Raw genomic sequence first — 20528 nt, forward strand, 5'->3', positions numbered from 1 at the left:
TCTCCCTCAGCGGCCGAACAGCCGCTCACGAAATGACTCGGTGGCCCCGGGGGTGTGGCGCATGCGGAAGAGCCGGTTGGCGAGCGCCTTGTTGCGGAAGTCGGGCCGCTCACTCTCTTCGAGGAACCGCTCGAAGGTGACGAGGTAGGGCTCGATGCGCTCTCCCGCCTCGCGCTCGGGCGCGGCGACCTGCCGACAGCGCCGCGCGATGAAGTCGTGGGTGGTCCACTGGATGTTCGAGCCGAAGGTCTCGGTCTGCCAGGGCTCGACGCCCTCCGGCGCCATGCCGAGCTCCTCGCGCAGCTCCCGCAGCACCGTCTCCCCGGGGGTTTGTCCCCGGTCGATGCGTCCGCCGGGCACGGCGACGAAGCGGCCGACGAAGGGCTGCTCCTCGCGCAGCAGGACCACCCGGTCATCGGGGGTGGTCGCGAGGATCTGGACCGAGGGCAGGCGGCGGACGGCTTCGAAGGTCGCGGTGCTGCCGTCGAACAGCTCCTGCTCCCACTGGAAGACGTCGAAGAGGACCCCGCTGAAGACGCAGCGGGCGTGGGGCGGAATTCGACTCATGACTCTCTCTACCACAAGGCCCCGCGGAAGTTAAGAAGCGCCCCGGCGAAGCGGTGTACGATAGCGTCTCCCAGGGTCCGAGACCGACCGGAGGCCCCGAGCCCGTGCCCAGCCCCAGACGCGGTGAGCGCGCCGCATCGCTCGCGTTCCTTCTCCTGCCCCTCCTTCTCGGCCTGGTGACCCCGGCCGGGGCACGCGCTGCGGAGTCCGCGGCGCTCTCCGCGGAGCAGATCGAGTCCCGAATCAAGGAGGTCGAGGGCCAGACCGGGCTCGACGACGCGCAGCGGGGAAAGCTCGGGGAGCTCTACCGCCAGGCCCTCTCGCAGCTCGAGGCGGCCAAGAAGAGCGAGTCGCTCGCCGGGAGCTATCGGGCGGCGGTGGATAGCGCCCCCCGGGAGACCCGCGCGATCCGGGATGCGCTGGCGAAGCCGGCGCCGGCGGACAAATCGCCCCTGCCCGCGGGGGTGGGGCCCGATACGCCCCTCCCGGAGCTCGAGCAGCGGTTGGCGCGGCAGAAGGTGGACGTCGCGAGCGTGGAATCGCGCCTCGCGGCCCTCGAGAAACAACTGCAGGAGCAGCAGGGGCGACCGGCGGCCGTCCGCCAGGAGCTGGCCGAGGCCCGGCGGGCCCTCGAAGCGTTGGGTCAGGAGGACCGGGCGTCGGTGCCGGCGGGGGAATCGGCCGTGGCCACCGACGCCCGCAAGGCGCTCCACCAGACCCGTCTCGCTGCACGCAACGCGGAGATCGTGCGGCTCGAGCAGGAGCTTGCCAGCTATCCCGTGCGGCTCGAGCTCCTGACCGCCCAGCGGGACCAGGTGGCCCGGGAGTCCAGTGCCGCCCAGGACGCGGTCCGCCGGCTCGACGAGCTGGTCAATCAGGGCCGCCGGGCCGCGGCCGCCATCGCGGTGCAGCAGACCGCCCGCGCGGAGCAGGCCGCGGAGGCCAAGCACCCCGCGATCCGTCGGCTCGCCGAGGCCAACACCCAATCCGGGGCGGCGCTCGCGGCCCTGACCAGCGAGGCGGAGGAGGTCAACGCCCTGCGCGAGGCGACCGAGACCCGGGTCGCCCAGCTCGAGCAGGACTTCCAGAGCGCCCGGCAGAAGCTCGAGGTGGCCGGCCTCAGTCAGGCCCTCGGCAAGGTGCTCATGGAGCAGCGCAACCGCCTGCCGGACCAGCGCCGCCTGCTGCGGGACGAGGCACCCCCGCTCACCTTGGCGCACGAGCGCCAGCGCCGGCTCGGGGAGGTGGGCCTCGAGCAGGTGCAGGTCGCGGACGAGCGCCGGCAGATCGCCGACGTGGGCCGAGCGGTCGAGCGGACCCTCACCGAGCAGGTGACCGAGGTCCGCGAGAACGCCCAGCGCGAGGCGATCCGGGAGGAGCTTACGCGGCTCCTGAAGGACCGCCAGCAGTTGCTGCAGCAACTCGGCACGGCCCAGGGGGACTACCTGCGCGAGCTCGGGGAGCTCGAGTTCGCTCAGAAGCGGCTCGGAGATACGAGCGCCGCCTTCCGCCAGTTCCTGGACGAGCACCTGCTCTGGATCCCGAGCCAGCACCCGCTGGGCGCGCGCACGCCGGGCGACCTGCTGGCGGCTGTGGGCTGGCTCTTTTCCGTCGAGAACTGGTGGGGCCTCCTGGTGGTGGTCGGCCACGAGCTCGCGGCGGCGCCCGCCCTGGCCGCGTTCACGGCCTTCGGGATCGGGGTGCTCGTGTGGGGTGGGCTCGCCCTGCGCCGGCGGGTCGCCGAGCACTCCGCCCTCGTGGGCAAGCCGAACGCCGACCGGTTCGTCTACACCGTCGAAGGGCTTCTCGACACGCTGATGCTCGCGCTGCCGCTGCCCCTGCTGATGTGGCTGACGGGGAGGGCGCTGCAGTTCTCGCCCGAGGCCACGGATTTCACGCAGGCGGTCGGGTCCGGACTCCGGGGCGGGGCGCCGTTCCTGCTGAACACGAGCGTCTTCCTGCGCCTGTGTTCCCCGGGCGGGGTGGCCGCGGTGCACTTCCGCTGGCCGGACGCGTTGTTGCGCCAGTTGCGCGTCCAGCTCCGCTCGATCGTGACGATCGGCCTGCCGCTCGCGCTGCTCGCCGCGACCTTCGGCACCTCCACGAGCGAGGCATACCGCGCCGGGCTGAGCCGGGTGGCCTTCATGGGGATGATGGTCCTGTTCGCGGTCATCCTGCAGCGACTGCTGCGGCCCGACGGCGCACTGATGCAGAGCTACTTCACGGCGCACCCGAACGGCTGGTTGTTCCGGCTGCGGCGCCTCTGGCCGCACCTGGCGGTCGGGATGTCCCTGGCGCTCGCCCTCATGGCGGCGGTGGGTTACTACTACAGCGCGGGCCACCTCGCGAGGCGGATGGTCGACACCGTCTGGCTCTTCATGGGGGCCGCGGTCGTGCAGAGCCTGGTGGTGCGCTGGCTGACCCTGACCCGCAGCCGGCTCGCGCTGCAGTTGGCGCGTGAGCGCCGGGAGGCGGCGCTGGCAGCCCGGGAGGCGAAGGCGGGCGGAGAGGAGTCTGCGCCGGCGCCCTCGGAGGGCTTTGGGGTCGACCTGGCGGCGGTCGACGCCCAGACCCGCAAGCTGCTGCGCACCGTCATCCTGCTGGCGCTCCCGGTGGGACTCTGGCTCATCTGGGCGGACGTGCTGCCGGCCCTGAATGTCCTCGAGCGGGTCGAGCTCTGGCACCAGACGCTCATCGTCGACGGGCAGGAGAAGGTCGTGCCCGTCACCCTGCAGAGCCTGTTCCTCGCCCTGCTGGTGGGGATCGTGGCGACCGCCGCGGCACGCAACCTGCCGGGGCTGCTCGACCTCGCCATCTTCCGGCACGCCTCCCTGGAGCCCGGGGTTCGCTACGCGATCTCCAAGGCGACCGGGTACGCCATCGCCGCCGCCGGCGCCATTCTCGTATCCGGGGTGCTCGGCCTCAGCTGGTCGCAGGTTCAGTGGCTGGTGGCGGCCCTCGGCGTCGGTCTCGGTTTCGGACTGCAGGAGATCTTCGCCAACTTCATCTCGGGCCTGATCATCCTCTTCGAGCGCCCGGTGCGGGTCGGCGACACGGTGACGGTGGGGGAGCTCAACGGCACGGTGTCGCGCATCCGGATCCGCGCGACGACCATCACCGACTTCGACCGCAAGGAGATCATCGTCCCCAACAAGTCCTTCATCACCGAGCGGGTCGTGAACTGGACGCTCACCGACGCCATCACCCGCGTACGGGTGCAGGTGGGGGTGGCCTATGGCTCGGACCCGGAGAAGGCGCTGCGCGTGGTCCTGTCGGCGGTGCGATCGGTGCCCAAGGTGCGCTCGGAGCCCGAGCCGCGGGTGTTCTTCATGGGCTTCGGAGACAGCGCGCTCGACTTCGACGTCTATGTCTTCGCGAGCGAACTGGCCGACCGCCTGCCGATCGTGAACGACATCCACGTCGCCGTGGAACGGGCCCTGCGGCAGGAAGGCATCGAGATCCCGTTCCCCCAGCGGGACATCCACATCCGCAGCGCACCCTGGGGATTCGACAGCGGCACGCCCGCGGCCCCGGCGCCGGGCCCGTCCCCGGGGCAGCTTGCGCCTGCCCCGCAAAGCCGCTAGCGTACCGGCCGGCCCACCCCAGCGGGACCCGCGAAGTCCCTGCCGCGTCGCCCATGCACCCACGTTTTCGCCTGCTCGGCTTGCTCGCGGACGGCCATTTCCACTCCGGGGAGGCGCTCGGTGCGGCGCTCGACCTGAGCCGCGCGGGGGTGTGGAAACTGGTGCAGTCGCTCGCGGACCTGGGGGTGGAGGTGTCCGCCGTGCCGGGGCGCGGGTACCGCCTGGGGCAAGCCTTCGAGCCTCTCGACGGGGAGCGGATCCTGTCCGACGTCGACCTGGGGGCGCGGGAGCGCCTGGGGCGGGTCGAGGTCCTGCCGACGGTCGATTCCACCAATCGCTTCCTGCAGTCGCTCGGCGCTTCCGGTGTGCCCTCCGGGACGGTGTGCCTCGCGGAGCACCAGTCCGCCGGACGGGGGCGGCGTGGCCGGACGTGGGTCTCGCCCTTCGGCGCGGCCCTCTATCTCTCACTGCTCTGGCGCTTTCCCCTGGCCCCTGCCGCCCTCGGGCCGCTCAGCGTCGCCGTGGGGGTGCTTGTCGCCGAGGCCCTGGAGGACCTGGGGGTAGAGGGTGGCGGCCTCAAGTGGCCGAACGACCTGCTGTGGCGGGGGCGCAAGCTTGCCGGCGTCCTGACCGAGGTGGCGGGGGAGGCGACCGGCCCTGCCCAGGTCGTCATCGGCCTCGGAGTGAACGTCCATCTGCCCCCCGCAGCGGGCGACGCCATCGACCAGCCCTGGGTCGACCTGAGCACGATCCTCGGAGGTCCCGTGGACCGCAACGTCCTGGCGTCGCGCCTGCTGGAGCGGCTCTCCGGCGGCCTCGACCGGTTCTCCCGGGAGGGCTTCGCCCCGTTCCGCGGCGCTTGGGACCGGCTGGACCTCGCCCGCGGGCGCCCGGTGGTGATGACGCTCGGTGAGGGGAGGGTGGCCGGCACCTGCCTCGGCCTCGACGACAGCGGCGCCCTCCTGGTCGAGAGCCAGGGGCGAACGGGGCGTTACCTCTCCGGTGAGGTCAGCCTGAGGCTGCCGGCGTGACCCTGGTCGCCGACATCGGCAATTCCCGCCTGAAGTGGGCGATCGCCGGGGCCGAAGGGCTCCAGGACGCGGGTGCCGCCGAGCACCAGACCGCGGGTCTGGCCCGGACCCTCGAGGACGCCTGGGGGCGGCTGAGGGCACCCTCCCGCGTGGTCGTGGCCAACGTGGCCGGGGAGGTGGCCGCCGGGGTGGTGACCGGCTGGGTGCTCGCGCGTTGGGGCCTCGAGCCGGAGTTCGTGGTGGCGGGCGAGGCCGCGGCGGGCGTGCGCAACGCCTACCCGGAGCCCGAGCGGTTGGGCGCCGACCGCTGGGCGGCGCTGGTCGGGGCGCGGTCGCTGTCCCCGGATGCCGCCTGTGTCGTGGACTGTGGCACTGCCGTGACTGCGGACGCCCTCTCGGCCCAGGGGGAGCACCTGGGGGGGCTCATCCTCCCCGGGCTCGTCCTGATGCGCCGCAGCCTCCTCGCCGGGACGGCCGAGGTGCGACCCAGCGGGGCGGCGGACGTGGCTCTCCTCGCGCGCAACACCTCCGGGGCCGTCCTGGCGGGCACGCTCTACGCCCTGGTGGCTGCCGTCGACCGGATCGCGGCCGACGTCTCGGCGGAGATCGACGGGAAGGTCGAGTTGTTCCTGACCGGCGGGGACGCCGCCTTGCTGTTACCCTTGCTGGGCCGGCGCTGGAGGCACGAGCCGGAGCTGGTGCTCCGGGGGCTTGCGGTCCTGGCCGGCGCCGGGGACTGAACCATGAAGTGGATCCTGTACCTGCTCGTCCTCGCTAACGCGGCCTTCTTCGCCTGGCAGTATCAACTCCGGGCGGCGGTCAGGGCTGCCTCCGAGGCGAGGGAGGCCGCCCGTCCGGCCTACGTGACGCGCCTCGTCCTGCTCTCCGAGGCGCCGGAGAGAGGCGGGGAGCCAGAAGCCCCGGGGGTGTTGGAGAGGGCCGAGGCGCGGCCCGCGCCAGCGAGTCCAGCCGAGGAGCCGAAGCCCGACGGTGTCTCCGGGGTGCGGGAGGTTCCCGCCCCGGTGTCCCCAGTGGTAGACGCTGGTGCGCCTGCTGCGCCTCGCAGCGCCGGGGGCGCGGCTGCCCCGGCACCGGCCGGCGAGGTCCTTCCTCCACCGGCGGCCACTTCGGCGCCAGCGACGCCCGTGGAGGTGTCTCGCGTGGCGGCGTCTCCCGTGACGGCTCCGCTTCCGGCCCCGGCGCCAGTCACGGCGTCGGTCCTCGCCGGCCCAGCGCCCTCCGTGGAGCCCGCTGCAGCCCCGCCTGTGGTGCCGGCGGCCCCGGCCTCGTCACCGCCCTCAACGGGGGAGTCTGCGGGTCTCCCCCCCGGGGAGGCTGCGCTGGACCGAGCGGGGCCCCCGGCGCCGGCCCCGACCGTGACGGAAGTTGCCCAGACTCGCCGCTGCTACCGCGTGGGGCCCCTGGCGGAGGACGCTCCCGTCGATCCCGTGCGGACCTGGCTCGTGCAGCACGGTGGCGAGGTGGAGAGCCGTGTGGAGCAACGCCAGGAGCCGCGCAGCTTCTGGGTCCATCTCCCGCCTGCACCCTCGCCTCAGGCCGCCCGGGAAGCGGCCGACCGCCTGCAGGCCGAGGGGGTGAAGGACGTCATGCGCGTCACCGCCGGGGCGAAGGCGAACGCGATTTCCCTCGGGCTCTACAACCGGCGTGCCGCCGCCGACCAGCGGGTCAGCGAGCTCAAGCGTGCCGGATACGCCGCAGAGGTGGAGACCCGGTTCAAGGAGGTCCGCGAGACGTGGCTCGACGCGACCTTCTCCGAGCCGAAAGAGCCGCCGCGCGAGGTGTTTCGCGCTGCGTTCCCCCAGGTGAAGGTCGTCGACACCGACTGCCGCTGAGACGGAGACCGGGGTCTGGCCCTCCCGCGGTAAATCCTGGCCTGGCCGGGCCGCTAACCCGTGAGGTCGAGCGAGCTCAGCTCAGGGGGATCGATGTCTGCGGCGCAGCCAGTACAGCGGTGGAGCGATAACGCCCGCTTCGGGGGCGACGCCTCCGGTTACGTGGTCCAGGAATTCCGCCCGGACGACGAGGATGTCGAGAACCGGCTCCTCTTCGAGATCTATCAGGCATACGCCGACAATCAGCTGGAAATCCCGGCGGTGCCCGAGTTGGCCGAGCGCATCCGGCGCGCGGTGGACGACGCCTCGAACGGCGCGGCGGAGGTCGCCCGCGTCGTGCAGGCCGACCCCGCCGTGGCGGCGCGGGTGGTGCGGGTGGCGAACAGCGCGGCCTATGCCGGCAAGGCTCCCGCGCGAAACCTGCGCGAGGCGGTCGTGCGCCTCGGCCTGCAGCCGACCCGCGACCTGGTGGTCGCGGTCACGATGCAGCAACTCTTCTCCAACGCCCACGCGGCGCTGCGCCGGCGGCTCCTGGAGCTCTGGCGCCACAGCACCCACGTGGCGGCGGTTACCTTCGCGCTCGCACGCCGCCTGAAGGGAATGGACGCCGAGCGAGCGCTGCTCGCGGGTCTCCTCCACGACATCGGCGCAGCGGTCCTCATCACCCACGCGGGGCGTTGGCCCGAGCTCGCGGACGACCCCGTGAAAATGGACCGGGTCGTGGGCGCCCTGGGGGGCGAGATCGGGGTTCTGGCGCTGTCCCGTTGGGGGTTCGAGGATGACCTGCTCACGGCCGCGCGCGAGGCCGAGTCCTGGCAGCGACAGCCCTCGACCCCGCCCGAGCCCTGCGACGTCGTGCTGATCGCGCAGCTCTACGCCCTGAGCACGCGCGAGAGCGCACCTGCGGGGCTCCCGGCCTTCGAGAGCGTGCCGGCGTACGCGGCCCTCGGCCTCTCCACCATGCCGGTCGGCGACGTCTCTCAGATGCTGCGCGAGGCGCAGCAGGAGATCATGGAACTGCGCCGGCTCCTTCTCGGCTGAACCGGCCTGCTCGACCTGGCCCTACTGGGCCAGGTTGAGGGTGGTCGTCGCCCAGCGGTCGTCGCCCGCGGGGCTCGACACCGGGTCGAGACCACGCCGGTCGAGGAGGTCGCGCAGGAAGCCGATCTCCTCTCCGATCTCGAAGTCGAATCCCTTGCGGTTACCGCCCCGATCGTCGAGCAGCAGGGCATTCAGCATGCGCAGTCCTTCGCGTGTGCCCCAGAGCTCGACGATGCGGTCCATGACGTGGGGGAATCGCCCTGCCAGTCCGTCCCCTGCCTGCGGGGCTCGGTCCCACCGGGGAGCGGAGACGTTGTAGCGCTGCTGGAAGCGGTTCCCTTGCCGCTCGAAGGTGTCGCGGTCTCCCATCGCCCGCAGGAGGTCGAAGAGCATCGTCCACGGCCTCAGGTCGGGCCGGGCGGCGTCGTCCATGCCCACCGCCTGATCCAGGACGTAACGGGCCTCCTCGCGCTGATCGAAGAGCAGGTGGAGCTCGGCCTCGAGCAGCAGCCGGTGCACGGGCCCCTGGCCATCGTCCGTGGCAACCGCCGACGGGGTTGTCGGCGGAGCGGCGTCCGCTGGCGGTGCCGCTGCGCCTGCCGACGCCACGGGCAGCGCGTCCGGCACCGAGAGCCGGGAGGTGGGCTCGGGTGAGGGAGTCGCCTGGCGCTTGCTCGAAGGCTCCTGGGAGCGCGTGGCCCGGCGGATGCTCGAGGGCTCCCCGTGACCCAGGGTCGGAGCGGCTGCGGCGCGAGACCGGGTCCGGACTCCTCCGGCGGTCATGGCCGGAATCGGGAACGCCTCGTCGGAGGTCTCCGGGCGACGCCGGCCCGAGCGTCCGAGCAGATACGCGAGCGGAACCCCGGCAATGGCCAGCAGGCCGAGCGGATACCACGAGCTGGCGTCGAAGCCCGTCTGCGCAGTCCCAGGGTTGGCGGGCGGTGGTGGTGGCGGCGGTGTCGGCGCCGCGGTGGGCACGGAGACGGCGGCGGCGCGTGTTTCGGTCACCTGCGCGTCCAACTGCGCGACCTTTTCGGTCAGCTCCCGGATGCGTGTCTGGGCCGACGTGAGCTGCTCGTTCAACTCGGCGATCGACGCGCCCTGGGATGCGCCGGCTTCGGCCTGCCTGGCGGCGAGCCCCGTTTCTGCGGGGGCGGCCTCGGCCGTCGGGGCCAGGGGCGCCCGGGCTGGCGACTCCCCTGCGGGCAGGGGCACGGTGCCCTTCGCCGGGGCGGCGTCCTTTCGCGTCGAGGCGGCGAGGGGGCTGCCCTGGGGGCCTACCCCGTCCTCCTCCTCGGCGGAGAGGATCCGGAGGCCCCCGCGCGGCGTGGCCTCGCCGGGAGGGGGGACGGTTGGGGACTCGTTCCTGGCTCGTTCCCCCGCCGCCGCGACGGCGGGAAGGGCGTCGGGCACGCGGATGGATGCGCCGAGGGGAAGCCGGTTCGCGTCCCCCTGGGGGAAGACGTCGGGATTCGCGGCGACCACGGTCTCCACCACGCGCCAGCGCTCGGGGCGGTTCGCCTCGGGGTACAGCCGGGAGACGATCCCGTAGAGCGTGTCGCCGCGCTGCACGCGCACGGTCCGGGCACCGAAGACGGTCGCCTCGGTGGGCGCGGCCCGGGGCCGGTTGCGGGCCGGGGTCCGCGAGGCGGCCGTGTCGGCCGCGCCCGTGGCGGCGGGAGGGGCCGTCCGGGCCCGTGGCGGGGCCGGCTCTGCCCGGGAAGGCGCCGCCTGGGCGGGGAGGCGCCCGGCCCACACGGAGGCCGGTGGGTCGAGCAGGAGGGTGTACTCGCGACGCACGGGTGCCGCGCCGGGGCAGTCGGCCGCGAGGACGAACGCGACCACTGGCTCGAGCACCGCGCGTTGGGTGCGGACCCGGAGCAGGTAGCCGCCGTCCCGGGGCTCGAGTGCCACCCGGGCCCTGGGGATGCCGGGGATGCCGCTGTCCGCCGGTGCCGCCTTCACGGAGACGCACCCGGGCTCGACGGTCTCGTCGGCGCCCGCGCGAATCACCGTACTCGCGGAAAAGGGCGCGCCCAGGCGGGACTCTACGGTGAGCTCGCCCAGGCCGAGGGCGAGGGCGCCGAGCGGTGTCAGCCCCAGGACCGCGAGAGACCCGGTAGTGAAGGCGGCGCTTCGAATGCTCGCCGCGACCGGGCGAAGGATGGAGCCCCGGTGCGCCGCGGGCACGGCTGCGGCAGGGGTGTGGTGCAACGAGCTCGGACGTGCTCTGTCGCGGATCTTCATCGGCTTGCGCCACCTGCCGCGACTCCAGGGGAGTCGTAGCCCGGTGGCCTCCCTCCCTCAGCCCGGGCGCGCGGCGGGCCCAGTGCCCGAAACGCATCACCTGCCCTAGCGACTGACACTATGATCCCTTGAACAGTTTCGCGCAACTATCTGAAGACTATGAAAACGAAAAAGGGCCTGCACCCGGGTGCAGGCCCTCGATCATGGCTGGGGGACTAGGATTCGAACCTAGATTGACGGAGTCAGAGTCCGCTGTCCTGCCGTTAGACGATCCCCCAGGAGTGCGGACAGCGGCCCGGGATCAGCGCTTGGAGTACTGCGGGCGCTTGCGGGCCTTGTGCAAACCGACCTTCTTGCGCTCGACCGCGCGCGAGTCGCGGGTGACGTAACCCGCCTGGCGCAGCGGGCGGCGCAGTCCCTCGTCGTACTCCATGAGGGCGCGCGTGATTCCGTGCCGAATGGCGCCGGCCTGGCCGTTGCTTCCCCCGCCCGCGACCGTGACCACTACGTCGACCCGTTCGGCCAGTTGGGACAGCTCGAGGGGCTGGCGGACCAGCATCCGGGAGGTCTCGCGCCCGAAGTAGTTCTCCAGGGAGCGCTCGTTGATGGTGATCTGCCCGGTGCCGGGCCTCACGAAGACTCGGGCGGTCGCCGTCTTGCGCCGTCCGGTGCCGTAGTTCGTCTCGGTTGCCATTCTGCCTTTCGCTCGCTTGCGTCAGATTTCCAGGGGCTGCGGCTGCTGGGCCGTGTGCTTGTGCTCGGGGCCCGCGTACACCTTGAGCTTGCGGTACATCGCCCGGCCCAGGGGGCCCTTGGGCAGCATACCCTTCACTGCGTGCTCGATGATCCGATGGGGGGCGTGGTCGACCTGCTTGTCGAAGCGGATGGACTTGATCCCGCCGGGATAGCTGCTGTGGTGGTAGTAGAACTTCTGGGTCCGCTTGTTACCGGTCACCGCGACCTTCTCTGCGTTGACCACGATGATGTAATCCCCGGTGTCGACGTGCGGCGTGTACTCGGGCTTGTGCTTGCCCCGCAGCCGTCGCGCCACCTCGGTGGCGAGGCGCCCCAGGACCTTGTTGGTCGCGTCGACCACGAACCACGCCCGCTCTACGGTCTCGGGCTTCGCTGTGAAGGTGCTCATTCTGGTCAAACTCCATGCGGCCGAACGGCGCTGAATCCCATCCCGCGCCGGCGCGTGCCTTGGGCGCTAAAGCTGCGGGATCCTACTGGCCGGTGGAGGGTGTGTCAACGGCGCGCGGCACCCGCTGCACGAAAAAAAAGGCGCGGCGAGAGCCGCGCCGAACCACCAAAGGAGGATGGATGGAGGAGTCGAGAACCCGGGTCGCCCCGCGCTCTCAATTACTATCCTCTGATATTCTTATTTGCTTGTCAACCCCGGTCTTCCCGGCGCAATCAGGGGACTGCGCGCGCCGGGACGAATAGGGCAACCCGGCAGGGTGACCGCAGGAGGGGTCGGGTCGTCCTTCCGGGCCGTCTCCGGTCCGCTTGGAGCGGGCAGGTGCTCCGGGTATAACGCCCGGGTGAGCTCGCCCGGTCCCGGCACCGTCTCCCCTCGCGCCGTCCGTCTCCTGGCGGAGGCCGACCTGTGCGTGAAGTGCGGGCTGTGTCTGCCGCGCTGTCCGACCTACGCCCTGTCCCGGGACGAGGGGGAGTCGCCCCGGGGGCGGATCGCGCTCGGTCAGGGACTCGCCGGCGGCGCACTGCCGGTGACCGGCCGCCTCGCGGAGCACCTGGGTAGCTGTTTGGCCTGCCGCGCCTGCGAGGCCGTATGTCCCGCCGGGGTTCCCTACGGGCGCATCATCGAGGCCGCCCGCGGCCTCCTCGCCGAGCGGCGTCCCCCGGGAGCAGCTGCACGCTGGGCCCTGCGGGTGGCGGCACGGGCCCCGGTCGAGCGCCCTGCGTGGTGGCGAGCCGCCATGGCCGCGCTTCGCGCCTACTCCCTGAGCGCCGTGAGGCCCTCCATCGAGCGGGTGCTGGAACGCGTGTGGCCGCGTCTCGCCCGACTGGCGCGCTACGTCCCTCGCCTCGCACCCGCTCCGGCCTGGGAGCCGTACTACCCGCCGGTCGGCGAGCCCCGGGGCGAGGTCGCCCTGTTCCTTGGGTGTGTAGCACGCGAGGTGGACCGCCCGACCCTCGAGGCCTCGGTCCGCGTCCTCAATCGGCTCGGGCTCGGGGTGCGCGTGCCTGCAGGGCAGGGCTGTTGCGGCGCGATGCATCTGCACGGGGGCGACGAGGGCGAGGCGCTGAGACTGGCGAAGCGCAATTTGAGGGCCTTCTCCGGCACGGCCGGTCCGGTCGTCGTCACCGCGAGTGGCTGTGCCGCGGCACTGCTCGAGTACGGGCGTCTCGCGCAGGGGGAGGCCGAGGTCGCGGACGAGGCCCGAGGATTCACGCGCCGGGTGGCCGAGGTGACCGACCTGATGACGCGCCTGGAATGGCCGGCGGAGGTGACGGTTGCCCCCCTCCCGCTGCGGGTGGCGGTGCACGAGCCCTGCTCGTTGCGCAACGTGCTGCGCCGCGCCGAGGCGCCGTACCGCTTGCTCGCGCGAATCCCCGGGCTCGAGGTCCTGCCGCTCCCCGGGAACGACCGCTGCTGCGGCGCCGCTGGGACCTACATGGTCGCCCGGCCCGAGGTCGCCGATCAGCTCCGGGGGGAGAAGCTGGATGCGCTCGGCCGGGCGCCCGCAGACCTCGTGGTCACCGCGAACGTGGGTTGTGCGCTGCATCTGGCCGCCGGGGTCGCCGGCCGGGGCGAGCCGGCCGAGGTGCTCCACCCCGTCGTGCTGCTGGACCGTCAACTGCGTTGACCCACGGCCGGTCCCGGGAGGGCGTCGCGTCCGGGACCGGGGCTTCTCGCGCCGGTGCGGTTTCGGGATACTGGGGCTCAGGGGTGCCCCGAGCGGGGGCGGGTGTGCGGGTCGGTGCGAGGAACTGGTCATGAGTACGTCGTCCGGCGCACTGGCCTCCGTGGGGCTCTCGACCCGGGGAAGGCGACTCGCCACGGCCTACGCACTCGCCGTAGTCGTTGCGGCTGGCTTGGCAGCCCTGGCCTGGTACGGCCTCGGCCGCCCCTTGGGCGTGCCCGACGCGGCCCTCCCGGACGGCAAGATGCAGTGCGTCTCCTACACGCCGTTCCTGCGCCACCAGTCCCCGCTGGAGCCCTTCGTGATCAGCCGCGAGCAGGTCGCCCGGGACTTCGCGCTGCTCTCGAGGTACTTCCGGTGCGTGCGCACCTACTCGGTCGCCGGCCTCGAGTTGATCCCGGAGGTGGCGGCCGAGCAGGGCCTCGAGGTGCTCCTGGGGGCCTGGATCGGCCCGGACCGTGAGGCGAGCGCGCGGGAGGTGGAGGGGCTCGTGGCGCTCGCGAACCGGTACCCGGACACGGTGTCGGCGGTGATCGTGGGCAACGAGGTGCTGCTGCGCCGTGAGCGCACCGGGGAGCAGATGGTAGAGCTCCTGCGCCAGGTCAAGGCGCGGGTGCCCCAGCCCGTGACCTACGCCGACGTCTGGGAGTTCTGGAACGCCCACCCGGAGGTCGCACCGGCGGTGGACTTCGTCACCATCCACCTGTTGCCGTACTGGGAAGACGAGCCCTCGGGCATCGACCGCGCGTTGTCCCAGGTCCGCCGGGTGCGCGAGGAGATGGGCCGGCGCTTCGCGGGCAAGCCCATCCTGATCGGCGAGACCGGGTGGCCCAGCGAGGGGCGCCAGCGCGAGACGGCGCGTCCGAGCCGGGAGAACCAGGCCCGCTTCGTGCGGGGGTTGGTGGCCATGGCCGAGGCCGAAGTCTGGTCGTACAACCTGATCGAGGCCTTCGACCAGCCCTGGAAGCGGGAGAAGGAGGGGGCTGTCGGGGGTTACTGGGGGCTGTTTGACGCTGAGAGGGTCGACAAGGGGGTTCTCTCCGGCCCGGTCAGCAACCTGCCGGGCTGGCGGGGTTGGCTCGCGCTGTCGGGCGTGCTGGCGGCGGGACTCCTCTTGCTGGCTGGACCGCCACGCTCGCCCTGGGGGACGCTCGCACCGCTGCTCGCGGCCGCCGGCGGGGGGCTCGTGGCCTATCACCTCCAGTACGGCACGGTGGCGGCGCGCAACGGCGCCGAGTGGGCGTGGGTCGGTGCCGAGGCGGCGCTGTCCCTCGCGGCGACCCTGCTCTTCGTCCTCCGCCTGGTCGCGCCGGCGGGTGTCCGTCGCGCCGCGTTCCTCGGCCTGGCGGAGCGCTACGCCGGCCGCCTTCTCCTCGCGCTGGGATTCACGGCCGCGGTGGTGGCGCTGCAGCTCGCCTTCGAGCCGCGCTACCGGGACTTTCCCTTCGCGGTCTATCTGGTGCCCGCGCTCGGGTTCCTGTCCTCGAGGATGGCCGGTGGCACGGGACCGGCGCGGCCCCCACTGCGCTGGCTGGGGGCCCTGCTGGCCCTCGCCGCCCCCGTCGTGGTGTACCGGGAGACCTTCGTGAACGGACCTGCGATGGCGTGGGTCGCGGTCAGCCTGCTGCTGGCCCTGGCGCTGCTATGGCCGGGGCGGCGCTCGCCCGCGCCAACCTGAGCACCGCGAGGACCGCGGCCGGCGCCCCCAGGCTCGCGTTGTAGAAGACCAGCGCGACCAGCGCCGCCAGGAGCGCGAGCCAAGCGAGCCCCCGGCCCGTACGCCCGGGGAGCAGCAGCGCGGGGACCGCGAGGGCGAGCGCGGTGCGCCCCAGCACGTTGAAGTGCATCGCCTTCCCCATCGCCTCCCGGAACAGGCAGACGGCCTCGCCCGGGCTCGCCACGCAGTGGGCGACGAGCCCCTGGGCCTCGATGTAGCGAAAGCGCACGAAGAAGGCCAGCGCGAGCCAGGCCCCGGCTACGCCGACGCCCGCCGCGACCGCGGCAGGCCATGGAGATCTCCTCACGTGTGCTCACCTCCGGTCTCTTGCGGCCAGCCTATCGAGGGGAACGCCCCCACGCCGAGCGGACTCTCGTGTCCCTCAGTCCGGTCCGAACTTCGCCAGGCCTAGCTGGCGGTAACCGCCACAGTCCTCGGCCCGGGAGCGTTCCCGCAGCGCGTAGTGACGGGGCGGGTGGAAGTGGGCCGTGTACAGGAACGTCCAGGGCTCGTGGCTGAAGCAGACCCGGTCTCCGTCGCCGATCTTGGCCAGGATCGCCTTGTCCACCTTCACCTCCACCAGGCGCTCGACCGGGTAGGGACGCGGGTCGAGGTACGCCCCGCGCGTGACCGCCACCGTCAGGGCGAAGGCCGCGAGCAGAACGAGGCCGACGCTGCGCGGGCTGACCCGGGCACCGGGTGCCGAGGCCTCCAGGCGGCCCACCAGGTGGAGGTTCAGGGAGACGAGCACGATCATCCAGAACATCGTGTAGCGCAGCTCGTGCGACTGGGGCACGAGGGCGGCGACCGGGGAGGCGATCAGCATCACGGCCGCCGCGCCCCAGGCCTCCCGCGTTCGCAGCCGGAGCACGAGGTAGGCGAGGAGGGCGAGGCTGAAGCCCACGTAGGGCGCCGAATAGCCCCCCATCATGGTTCCTGTCGACCCGTGGGGCATGAACTGGTCCACGGTCCAGCGCCGGGGGTCGGTGAGGGGGCGAATGCCGACCTCGAAGAGGGAGTAGAGCCAGCGCTGCGCGGGCGGCGCCTCCTCCAGGTACACCGGCACGAAGTGGATCGAGGCCATTTCCTTTTCTGCCGGCAGCACCTCGGGCCCCTCCAGGGTGATGCCCATCACCTGCATCCGGATGGGGTACACCGGGTTGCCGTGCACGAGCAGGTTCTTCAGGGGGACCGCGAAGGCGAGGGCGAGGGCGAGTCCCGCTGCGGCGGCGACGCGCCCCGCACCGCCGGCGGCTGCCACCCCCCCGCGCACGTCCTCCCGGGCGAGCCAGAGCAGGCGCACCCCGATGAGCGCGAGGGGGATGGGCAGCAGGGGAACGAGCTGGAACTTGATGTTTCCGGCGAGGGCCGCGGCGAGTGCCAGCAGGGTGACATTTCGCCGCGTCGCGTACCCGGGGCGCACGTAGAGAAGCCAGGTCCCCAGGACCAGCACGGAGAAGGCCAGATTGGACGGCAGGTCCACGTACCCGGCGGTTGCGTGGACGTGGACCAGCGGGATGGCTGCGAGCCCGAGGAGGGCGAGGTGCCAGGGGACCCCTAGGTGCCGCCGCAGGAAGGCGAGGAACAGGAGCAGGCCCACGAGGGCGGGCAGGCTCGCCGTCTCCGGGCGTCCGGTGCCCCAGAGCAGCAGCCCCTGCACCCACTCGCCGAGCAGGGGTACCCCGTCGTACCGGTCCTCCAGGTAGGCCGGCATGCCGAAGGCGGCCTCGGGGACGACGCCCCAGAGGCGGGCGCCGAAAGGAAGGTGGTACATCCAGGTGTCCCAGCTCTGGTCGACCCGCACGACCGCCCGCACGAGCCAGAGCGCCAGGGTCGCGAGGGCCGCGCCGGTGAGCAGTCCATCGGCCAGGCGGGAGGGTCTAGGCATCATGAGGAGATTGTAGGCCGGGAGGCGCCCGGTGCAGGTAGTGCCGGAGAGACCGGAGAGTGGCCGGGCGCTAATCGAGCGTGCCGGCGATGGAGAGGACCGCGCCCTCCTCTTCCGTGCGTACCAGGACCCTGGCGTGGCCGTGCAGGCGGCAGCTCACCTTGGCGAGCGCGACGAACAGGTCTCCCGACCGGGCGCTGCGAGCGTCCAGCACCTCCCAGGTCTCCGGCACGTACGGCCGCACGCTGTCGACGGGGCCGCAGACGACCACGGCCAGGGGACGGTCCAGCACCGCCTCGCCTTGTGCGGCGACGACCTCTTCGACCAGGCGCTCGGTGGTCTCCTTGAGCGAGCTGCCCCAGAAATCGAGCTCGAAGCGCCCTACCGCCCCCGTGATGCCCCCGGCGACAGGGTTGTAGAGGATGTACTGGTTCGGGTGTACGTGCACGAACTCCCCGACCTGGAAGGCAAGCCACGCGACGGCGAGTCCGACCAGTCCACCGCGGACCCGCCGCCTGGGGACCCTCTGCCAGAGGGAGTCGAGCGAAGCCGCGGCGCCGACTACCATCAACGGCACCAGGAACAGGAAGTGCCGCAGCCCGTCGTAGAGCACGGTTTCGGTGCCGATCACTAGGGCGAGCGGGAGGACGACGGCAAGGGTGAGGAGGGCCCACCCCGCCCAGGGGACGTCGTCGTCGTGCCGGCGCAGCCAGGCGGCCAGGGGGGCGAGCGCAAGCCCTGCCAACACCGGCAGCGGCAGGCGCACCAGCAACATCCCCGGCAGGTAGTGCCAGGGGAGGTCGGTGCTGCGGACCAGCTCCCCCGCGTAGAGGAAGGTCGTGTTGTGAGGGAAGTGGGAGAACGTGCGTACGGCGAGCAGCGGGTTCGCGATGGGTGCCTGCTGGACCCAGGGCCAGAAGACGAGGACCACGCCCCAGGCGAGGACCGCGGCGGGGGCGAAGGGGAGTGCCGCTCTGCCGACCGAGCGTGCGGCTGGCCCCCAGCCATCGGCTCGGACGCGGCCGGCCGCCCACGCGCCGAGCACGACCGCGGCATAGACGATGAGCAGCCCGCCCACGACCCGGGTGGCCACGGCGAGCCCAGTGAGCGCTCCGAAGCCGAGCGCCGCCCCCAGAGCAGGCCGCGGAAGCTGGCGCGCGAGGCGCAGCAGGACGAAGGTTCCCCAGGTCATCGCGGCGGCGAACGGGATGTCCTTCGGGTTGTTGTACATGTGCCCGTACCAGTCGGGCGTGACCGTGAGCAGGGTCAGGGCGAGGAAGCCGACGCGCGGTCCCGCCAGCTCGCGAGCCAGCCGCCAGGTCCCGGCGAGGCCGGCGATGCCCACCAGGGCGTTCAGGAGGTGGCGGGTCTCGTAGACCTCGAGCGGAGAGACGGTGTTGACCAGCGCCGCGAGCAGGTCGAACGCTGCGCCGTAGAGGTAGAGATCGAAGTAGGAGAAGACGGCGTGGTCCGCCCCTCGGCTGCAGTAGTACCCGAGCGCGAGCTCACCGTAGCGGTTCTGCCGGGGCTCGTCCCAGGTGACGCCGTAATCGGTGAAGGTGACCAGGACGACGGCGAGGACGAGCAGCAGGAGGGCCCGGCTCGCACCGTCCCATCCACGCAGGGAAGCGGGCAGTCGGAAGCCCCGGGGGCGGGAGACGGCGGCCGTGCTCACGGCGGGTCTGGCTCGGTGGAGGGCGCCTCGGCGCGGTGCGCGGACCGGGACGGCCCGCGACGGGTGCGCCAATGTAGTGGGGCGACGGCGCGACGGCAAGACGTGCGGTTGACGGGTGTTCGGCTGGCGGGCGTGGGGTTGACGGGAGGGGTGTGCCGTCCACCGGAGCGCGGCTGACCGGGGCGCGGGCCGCGTCCCGTTCGCGTTATCCTCCTCCGGGGACGCCGCGAGAGCGTGAAGGGGTGGCTATGGGGACGGAGGTCGAACGCAAGTTCCTGGTGACGAGCGAGGCCTGGCGCGCCGGCGTGCGCGATGCCGTGCGCATGCGCCAGGGGTACCTGCCGGGGATCGAGACCGCGTCGGTGCGCGTGCGGGTTGCCGATGAACGGGCCTGGCTCAACATCAAGAGCGCGACGCTGGACGTGAGCCGCAGGGAGTACGAGGTCCCCATTGCGCTCGAGGACGCCGAGGAGATCCTGGACCTGCTCTGCGAGCGTCCGCTGATCGAGAAGACGCGCCACCACGTGCCCCACGGGCGCCACCTCTGGGAGGTGGACGTCTTCGAGGGCGAGAACGCCGGCCTCGTGGTGGCCGAGATCGAGCTCGGGACGCCGGACGAGCCCTTCGAGCGGCCACCCTGGCTGGGCGAGGAGGTCTCGCACGACCCCCGGTACTACAACGTTTCCCTGGTCCGGCAGCCCTACCGGGTGTGGGCGCGACCGGCGGCCGGTGTCGCCCATGAACGCCACAAGCCAGGACAGTCCTGAAACGCCGCGGACCGGCTGGGCGGTGCCCGCCGCGCTTGTCGCGCTCTCGCTCTCGGTCGGGCTGGCGGTGGGCGAGGGTCTGCTTCGGGCGGCGGACTTCTCCTACTACTGGGCCCTGGCGCGGCACCCGCACCCGGTGACGGGCTGGGCGCCGCCTGCGGGGGCGGTGGCGTGGCAGGACGTGGAAGGCCGTGCGCTCGTGCGGATCAACGGAGCCGGCCTGCGGAGTCCGGAGCGCCCTCAGGAGAAGCCGGCGGGCAGCCTGCGCGTCGCGGTGCTCGGGGACTCGTTCGCCGAGGCCGTGCAGGTGGCTCTGGAGGACACCTTTCCCGCGGTGCTGGAGCGGGCCCTGTCCGGCTGCGAGGCCCTCGAGGGCCGTACGGTGGAGGTGATCAATTTCGGGGTGAGCGGCTACGGAACGGCCCAGGAATTGCTGACCTTCCGGTCGCGAGCGCGCTCCTTCCGGCCGGACCTGGTGGTTCTGGCCTTCTTCCCGGGCAACGACCTGGTGGAGAACGTGCGGGCGCTCGACGCCGATCCCCTGCGCCCGTATTTCCGCCTCGACCAGAGTCAGCTCACGCTCGACCAGGGTTTCCGGCAAGGCGCCGACTACCGCCGGCGCGTGTCCCCCCCCGGCCAGGCGTGGTCATGGCTGGTGAGGCACTCCCGCCTGGCACAGGCCGCCGTCAAGGCCTGGGACCTCGCGCGCCTGCGGCTCGGCACGGGGGGTGGGCCGAAGGGTCCGTTCGACGAGCCGGGAGTGGACGAGCGGGTCTACCGGGAGCCGGGGGACCCCTCGTGGGCCGAGGCCTGGGCGGTGACGGAGGCACTCGTCGCCCGGACGGCACGGGAGGTCCGCGCCGAGGGAGCCGATTTTCTGCTCGCCACGTTGAGCACGGGTGCCCAGGTACACCCGGACGCGTGGTTTCGCGCAGAATTTGCGAGGGTCCACGGCAGCACGGACCTGCTCTATCCGGAGCGCCGGCTGCTCACGCTGGCCGAGCGTGAGGGTTTCCCGGCGCTGGGGCTCGCGGGGGAGTTGGCCGGGCTCGCGACGCTCTCGGGGGCCTGGCTGCACGGCTTTCCGAACTCCCTGCCGGGCATCGGGCACTGGAATCGGGAGGGGCACCGTGTGGCCGGCGAGCTCCTGGCGCACACGATCTGCCGGCTGGGACTGGGCCTGCGGCAGCGGGTGGGGCAGGGCGGGTAGCCGGGCCTCAGAAAAAAAAACGGGGGCCGGCGTCGCCGCCAGCCCCCGCGGTTCAGCAGG

17 protein-coding genes and 1 tRNA gene are annotated in these 20528 nt (G+C 72.4%); 9 read left to right on the forward strand and 9 right to left on the reverse strand.

The annotated features are described in order from the left end of the window. Positions 1-6 precede the first annotated feature (6 nt). Positions 7-567: an NUDIX domain-containing protein gene (locus tag KA217_01555; GenBank protein ID MBP7711141.1), complete on the reverse strand. Its 561-nt coding sequence runs from the start codon at positions 565-567 to the stop codon at positions 7-9. A 104-nt stretch (positions 568-671) separates the two neighbouring features. Between KA217_01555 and KA217_01560 the strand changes: the two genes are divergently transcribed. From KA217_01560 to KA217_01580, 5 genes are all read left to right on the forward strand, one after another. Next, positions 672-4151, forward strand: a complete 3480-nt coding sequence (locus KA217_01560; protein MBP7711142.1) for a mechanosensitive ion channel — start codon at positions 672-674, stop codon at positions 4149-4151. Between the two features lie 53 nt (positions 4152-4204). After that, complete coding sequence (gene birA / locus KA217_01565) at positions 4205-5182, forward strand: bifunctional biotin--[acetyl-CoA-carboxylase] ligase/biotin operon repressor BirA (protein MBP7711143.1); 978 nt, start codon at positions 4205-4207, stop codon at positions 5180-5182. After that, positions 5179-5922, forward strand: coding sequence for a type III pantothenate kinase (locus KA217_01570; GenBank protein ID MBP7711144.1), 744 nt, complete (start codon positions 5179-5181; stop codon positions 5920-5922). Before birA ends, KA217_01570 begins: the two co-directional genes overlap by 4 nt. A gap of 636 nt (positions 5923-6558) precedes the next feature. Continuing rightward, positions 6559-7035, forward strand: a complete 477-nt coding sequence (locus tag KA217_01575) for an SPOR domain-containing protein (protein MBP7711145.1) — start codon at positions 6559-6561, stop codon at positions 7033-7035. A gap of 93 nt (positions 7036-7128) precedes the next feature. After that, positions 7129-8076: an HDOD domain-containing protein gene (locus KA217_01580; GenBank protein MBP7711146.1), complete on the forward strand. Its 948-nt coding sequence runs from the start codon at positions 7129-7131 to the stop codon at positions 8074-8076. Positions 8077-8097: 21 nt separating this feature from the next. Here the strand turns inward: KA217_01580 and KA217_01585 are convergent, their stop codons facing one another. The 5 genes from KA217_01585 to KA217_01605 form a co-directional block, all read right to left on the reverse strand. Then, complete coding sequence (locus KA217_01585) at positions 8098-10323, reverse strand: hypothetical protein (GenBank protein ID MBP7711147.1); 2226 nt, start codon at positions 10321-10323, stop codon at positions 8098-8100. 204 nt (positions 10324-10527) lie between these two features. Beyond that, positions 10528-10601, reverse strand: a tRNA-Gln gene (locus KA217_01590). 23 nt (positions 10602-10624) lie between these two features. Further along, positions 10625-11017, reverse strand: a complete 393-nt coding sequence (rpsI, locus tag KA217_01595) for a 30S ribosomal protein S9 (GenBank protein MBP7711148.1) — start codon at positions 11015-11017, stop codon at positions 10625-10627. Between the two features lie 21 nt (positions 11018-11038). Then, complete coding sequence (gene rplM, locus KA217_01600; GenBank protein ID MBP7711149.1) at positions 11039-11467, reverse strand: 50S ribosomal protein L13; 429 nt, start codon at positions 11465-11467, stop codon at positions 11039-11041. Positions 11468-11533: 66 nt separating this feature from the next. Further along, positions 11534-11692 carry a hypothetical protein gene (locus KA217_01605; protein ID MBP7711150.1) on the reverse strand — a complete coding sequence of 53 codons (159 nt, stop codon included), beginning with the start codon at positions 11690-11692 and terminating at the stop codon, positions 11534-11536. Between the two features lie 175 nt (positions 11693-11867). Here KA217_01605 and KA217_01610 point away from each other — a divergent pair, with 175 nt between their 5' ends. Continuing rightward, a complete protein-coding gene (locus tag KA217_01610; GenBank protein MBP7711151.1) occupies positions 11868-13154 on the forward strand; it encodes a 4Fe-4S dicluster domain-containing protein in 1287 nt (428 codons plus the stop codon). A gap of 160 nt (positions 13155-13314) precedes the next feature. Next, on the forward strand, positions 13315-14889 hold the full coding sequence (locus tag KA217_01615; protein ID MBP7711152.1) for a beta (1-6) glucans synthase: 1575 nt from the start codon (positions 13315-13317) through the stop codon (positions 14887-14889). On the opposite strand, the gene KA217_01620 is transcribed toward KA217_01615, so the two are convergent. The 3 genes from KA217_01620 to KA217_01630 all read right to left on the reverse strand — a co-directional run bounded on the left by KA217_01620 (position 14828) and on the right by KA217_01630 (position 18491). Next, on the reverse strand, positions 14828-15235 hold the full coding sequence (locus KA217_01620) for a hypothetical protein (protein MBP7711153.1): 408 nt from the start codon (positions 15233-15235) through the stop codon (positions 14828-14830). The genes KA217_01615 and KA217_01620 overlap by 62 nt on opposite strands. 75 nt (positions 15236-15310) lie before the next feature. Further along, complete coding sequence (locus KA217_01625; GenBank protein ID MBP7711154.1) at positions 15311-16819, reverse strand: hypothetical protein; 1509 nt, start codon at positions 16817-16819, stop codon at positions 15311-15313. Positions 16820-16886: 67 nt separating this feature from the next. Further along, positions 16887-18491 (reverse strand): glycosyltransferase family 39 protein, encoded by a 1605-nt coding sequence (locus tag KA217_01630; GenBank protein MBP7711155.1) that lies wholly within the window; start codon positions 18489-18491, stop codon positions 16887-16889. Between the two features lie 248 nt (positions 18492-18739). Between KA217_01630 and KA217_01635 the strand changes: the two genes are divergently transcribed. Together KA217_01635 and KA217_01640 are read left to right on the forward strand one after the other, a co-directional pair. Next, a complete protein-coding gene (locus tag KA217_01635) occupies positions 18740-19258 on the forward strand; it encodes a CYTH domain-containing protein (GenBank protein ID MBP7711156.1) in 519 nt (172 codons plus the stop codon). After that, positions 19230-20468, forward strand: a complete 1239-nt coding sequence (locus KA217_01640) for an SGNH/GDSL hydrolase family protein (protein MBP7711157.1) — start codon at positions 19230-19232, stop codon at positions 20466-20468. The genes KA217_01635 and KA217_01640 overlap by 29 nt, the downstream gene beginning before the upstream one ends. Positions 20469-20528 lie beyond the last annotated feature (60 nt).

The organism is Gammaproteobacteria bacterium (assembly GCA_017999615.1).
GTDB lineage: Bacteria > Pseudomonadota > Gammaproteobacteria > JAABTG01 > JAABTG01 > JAGNLM01.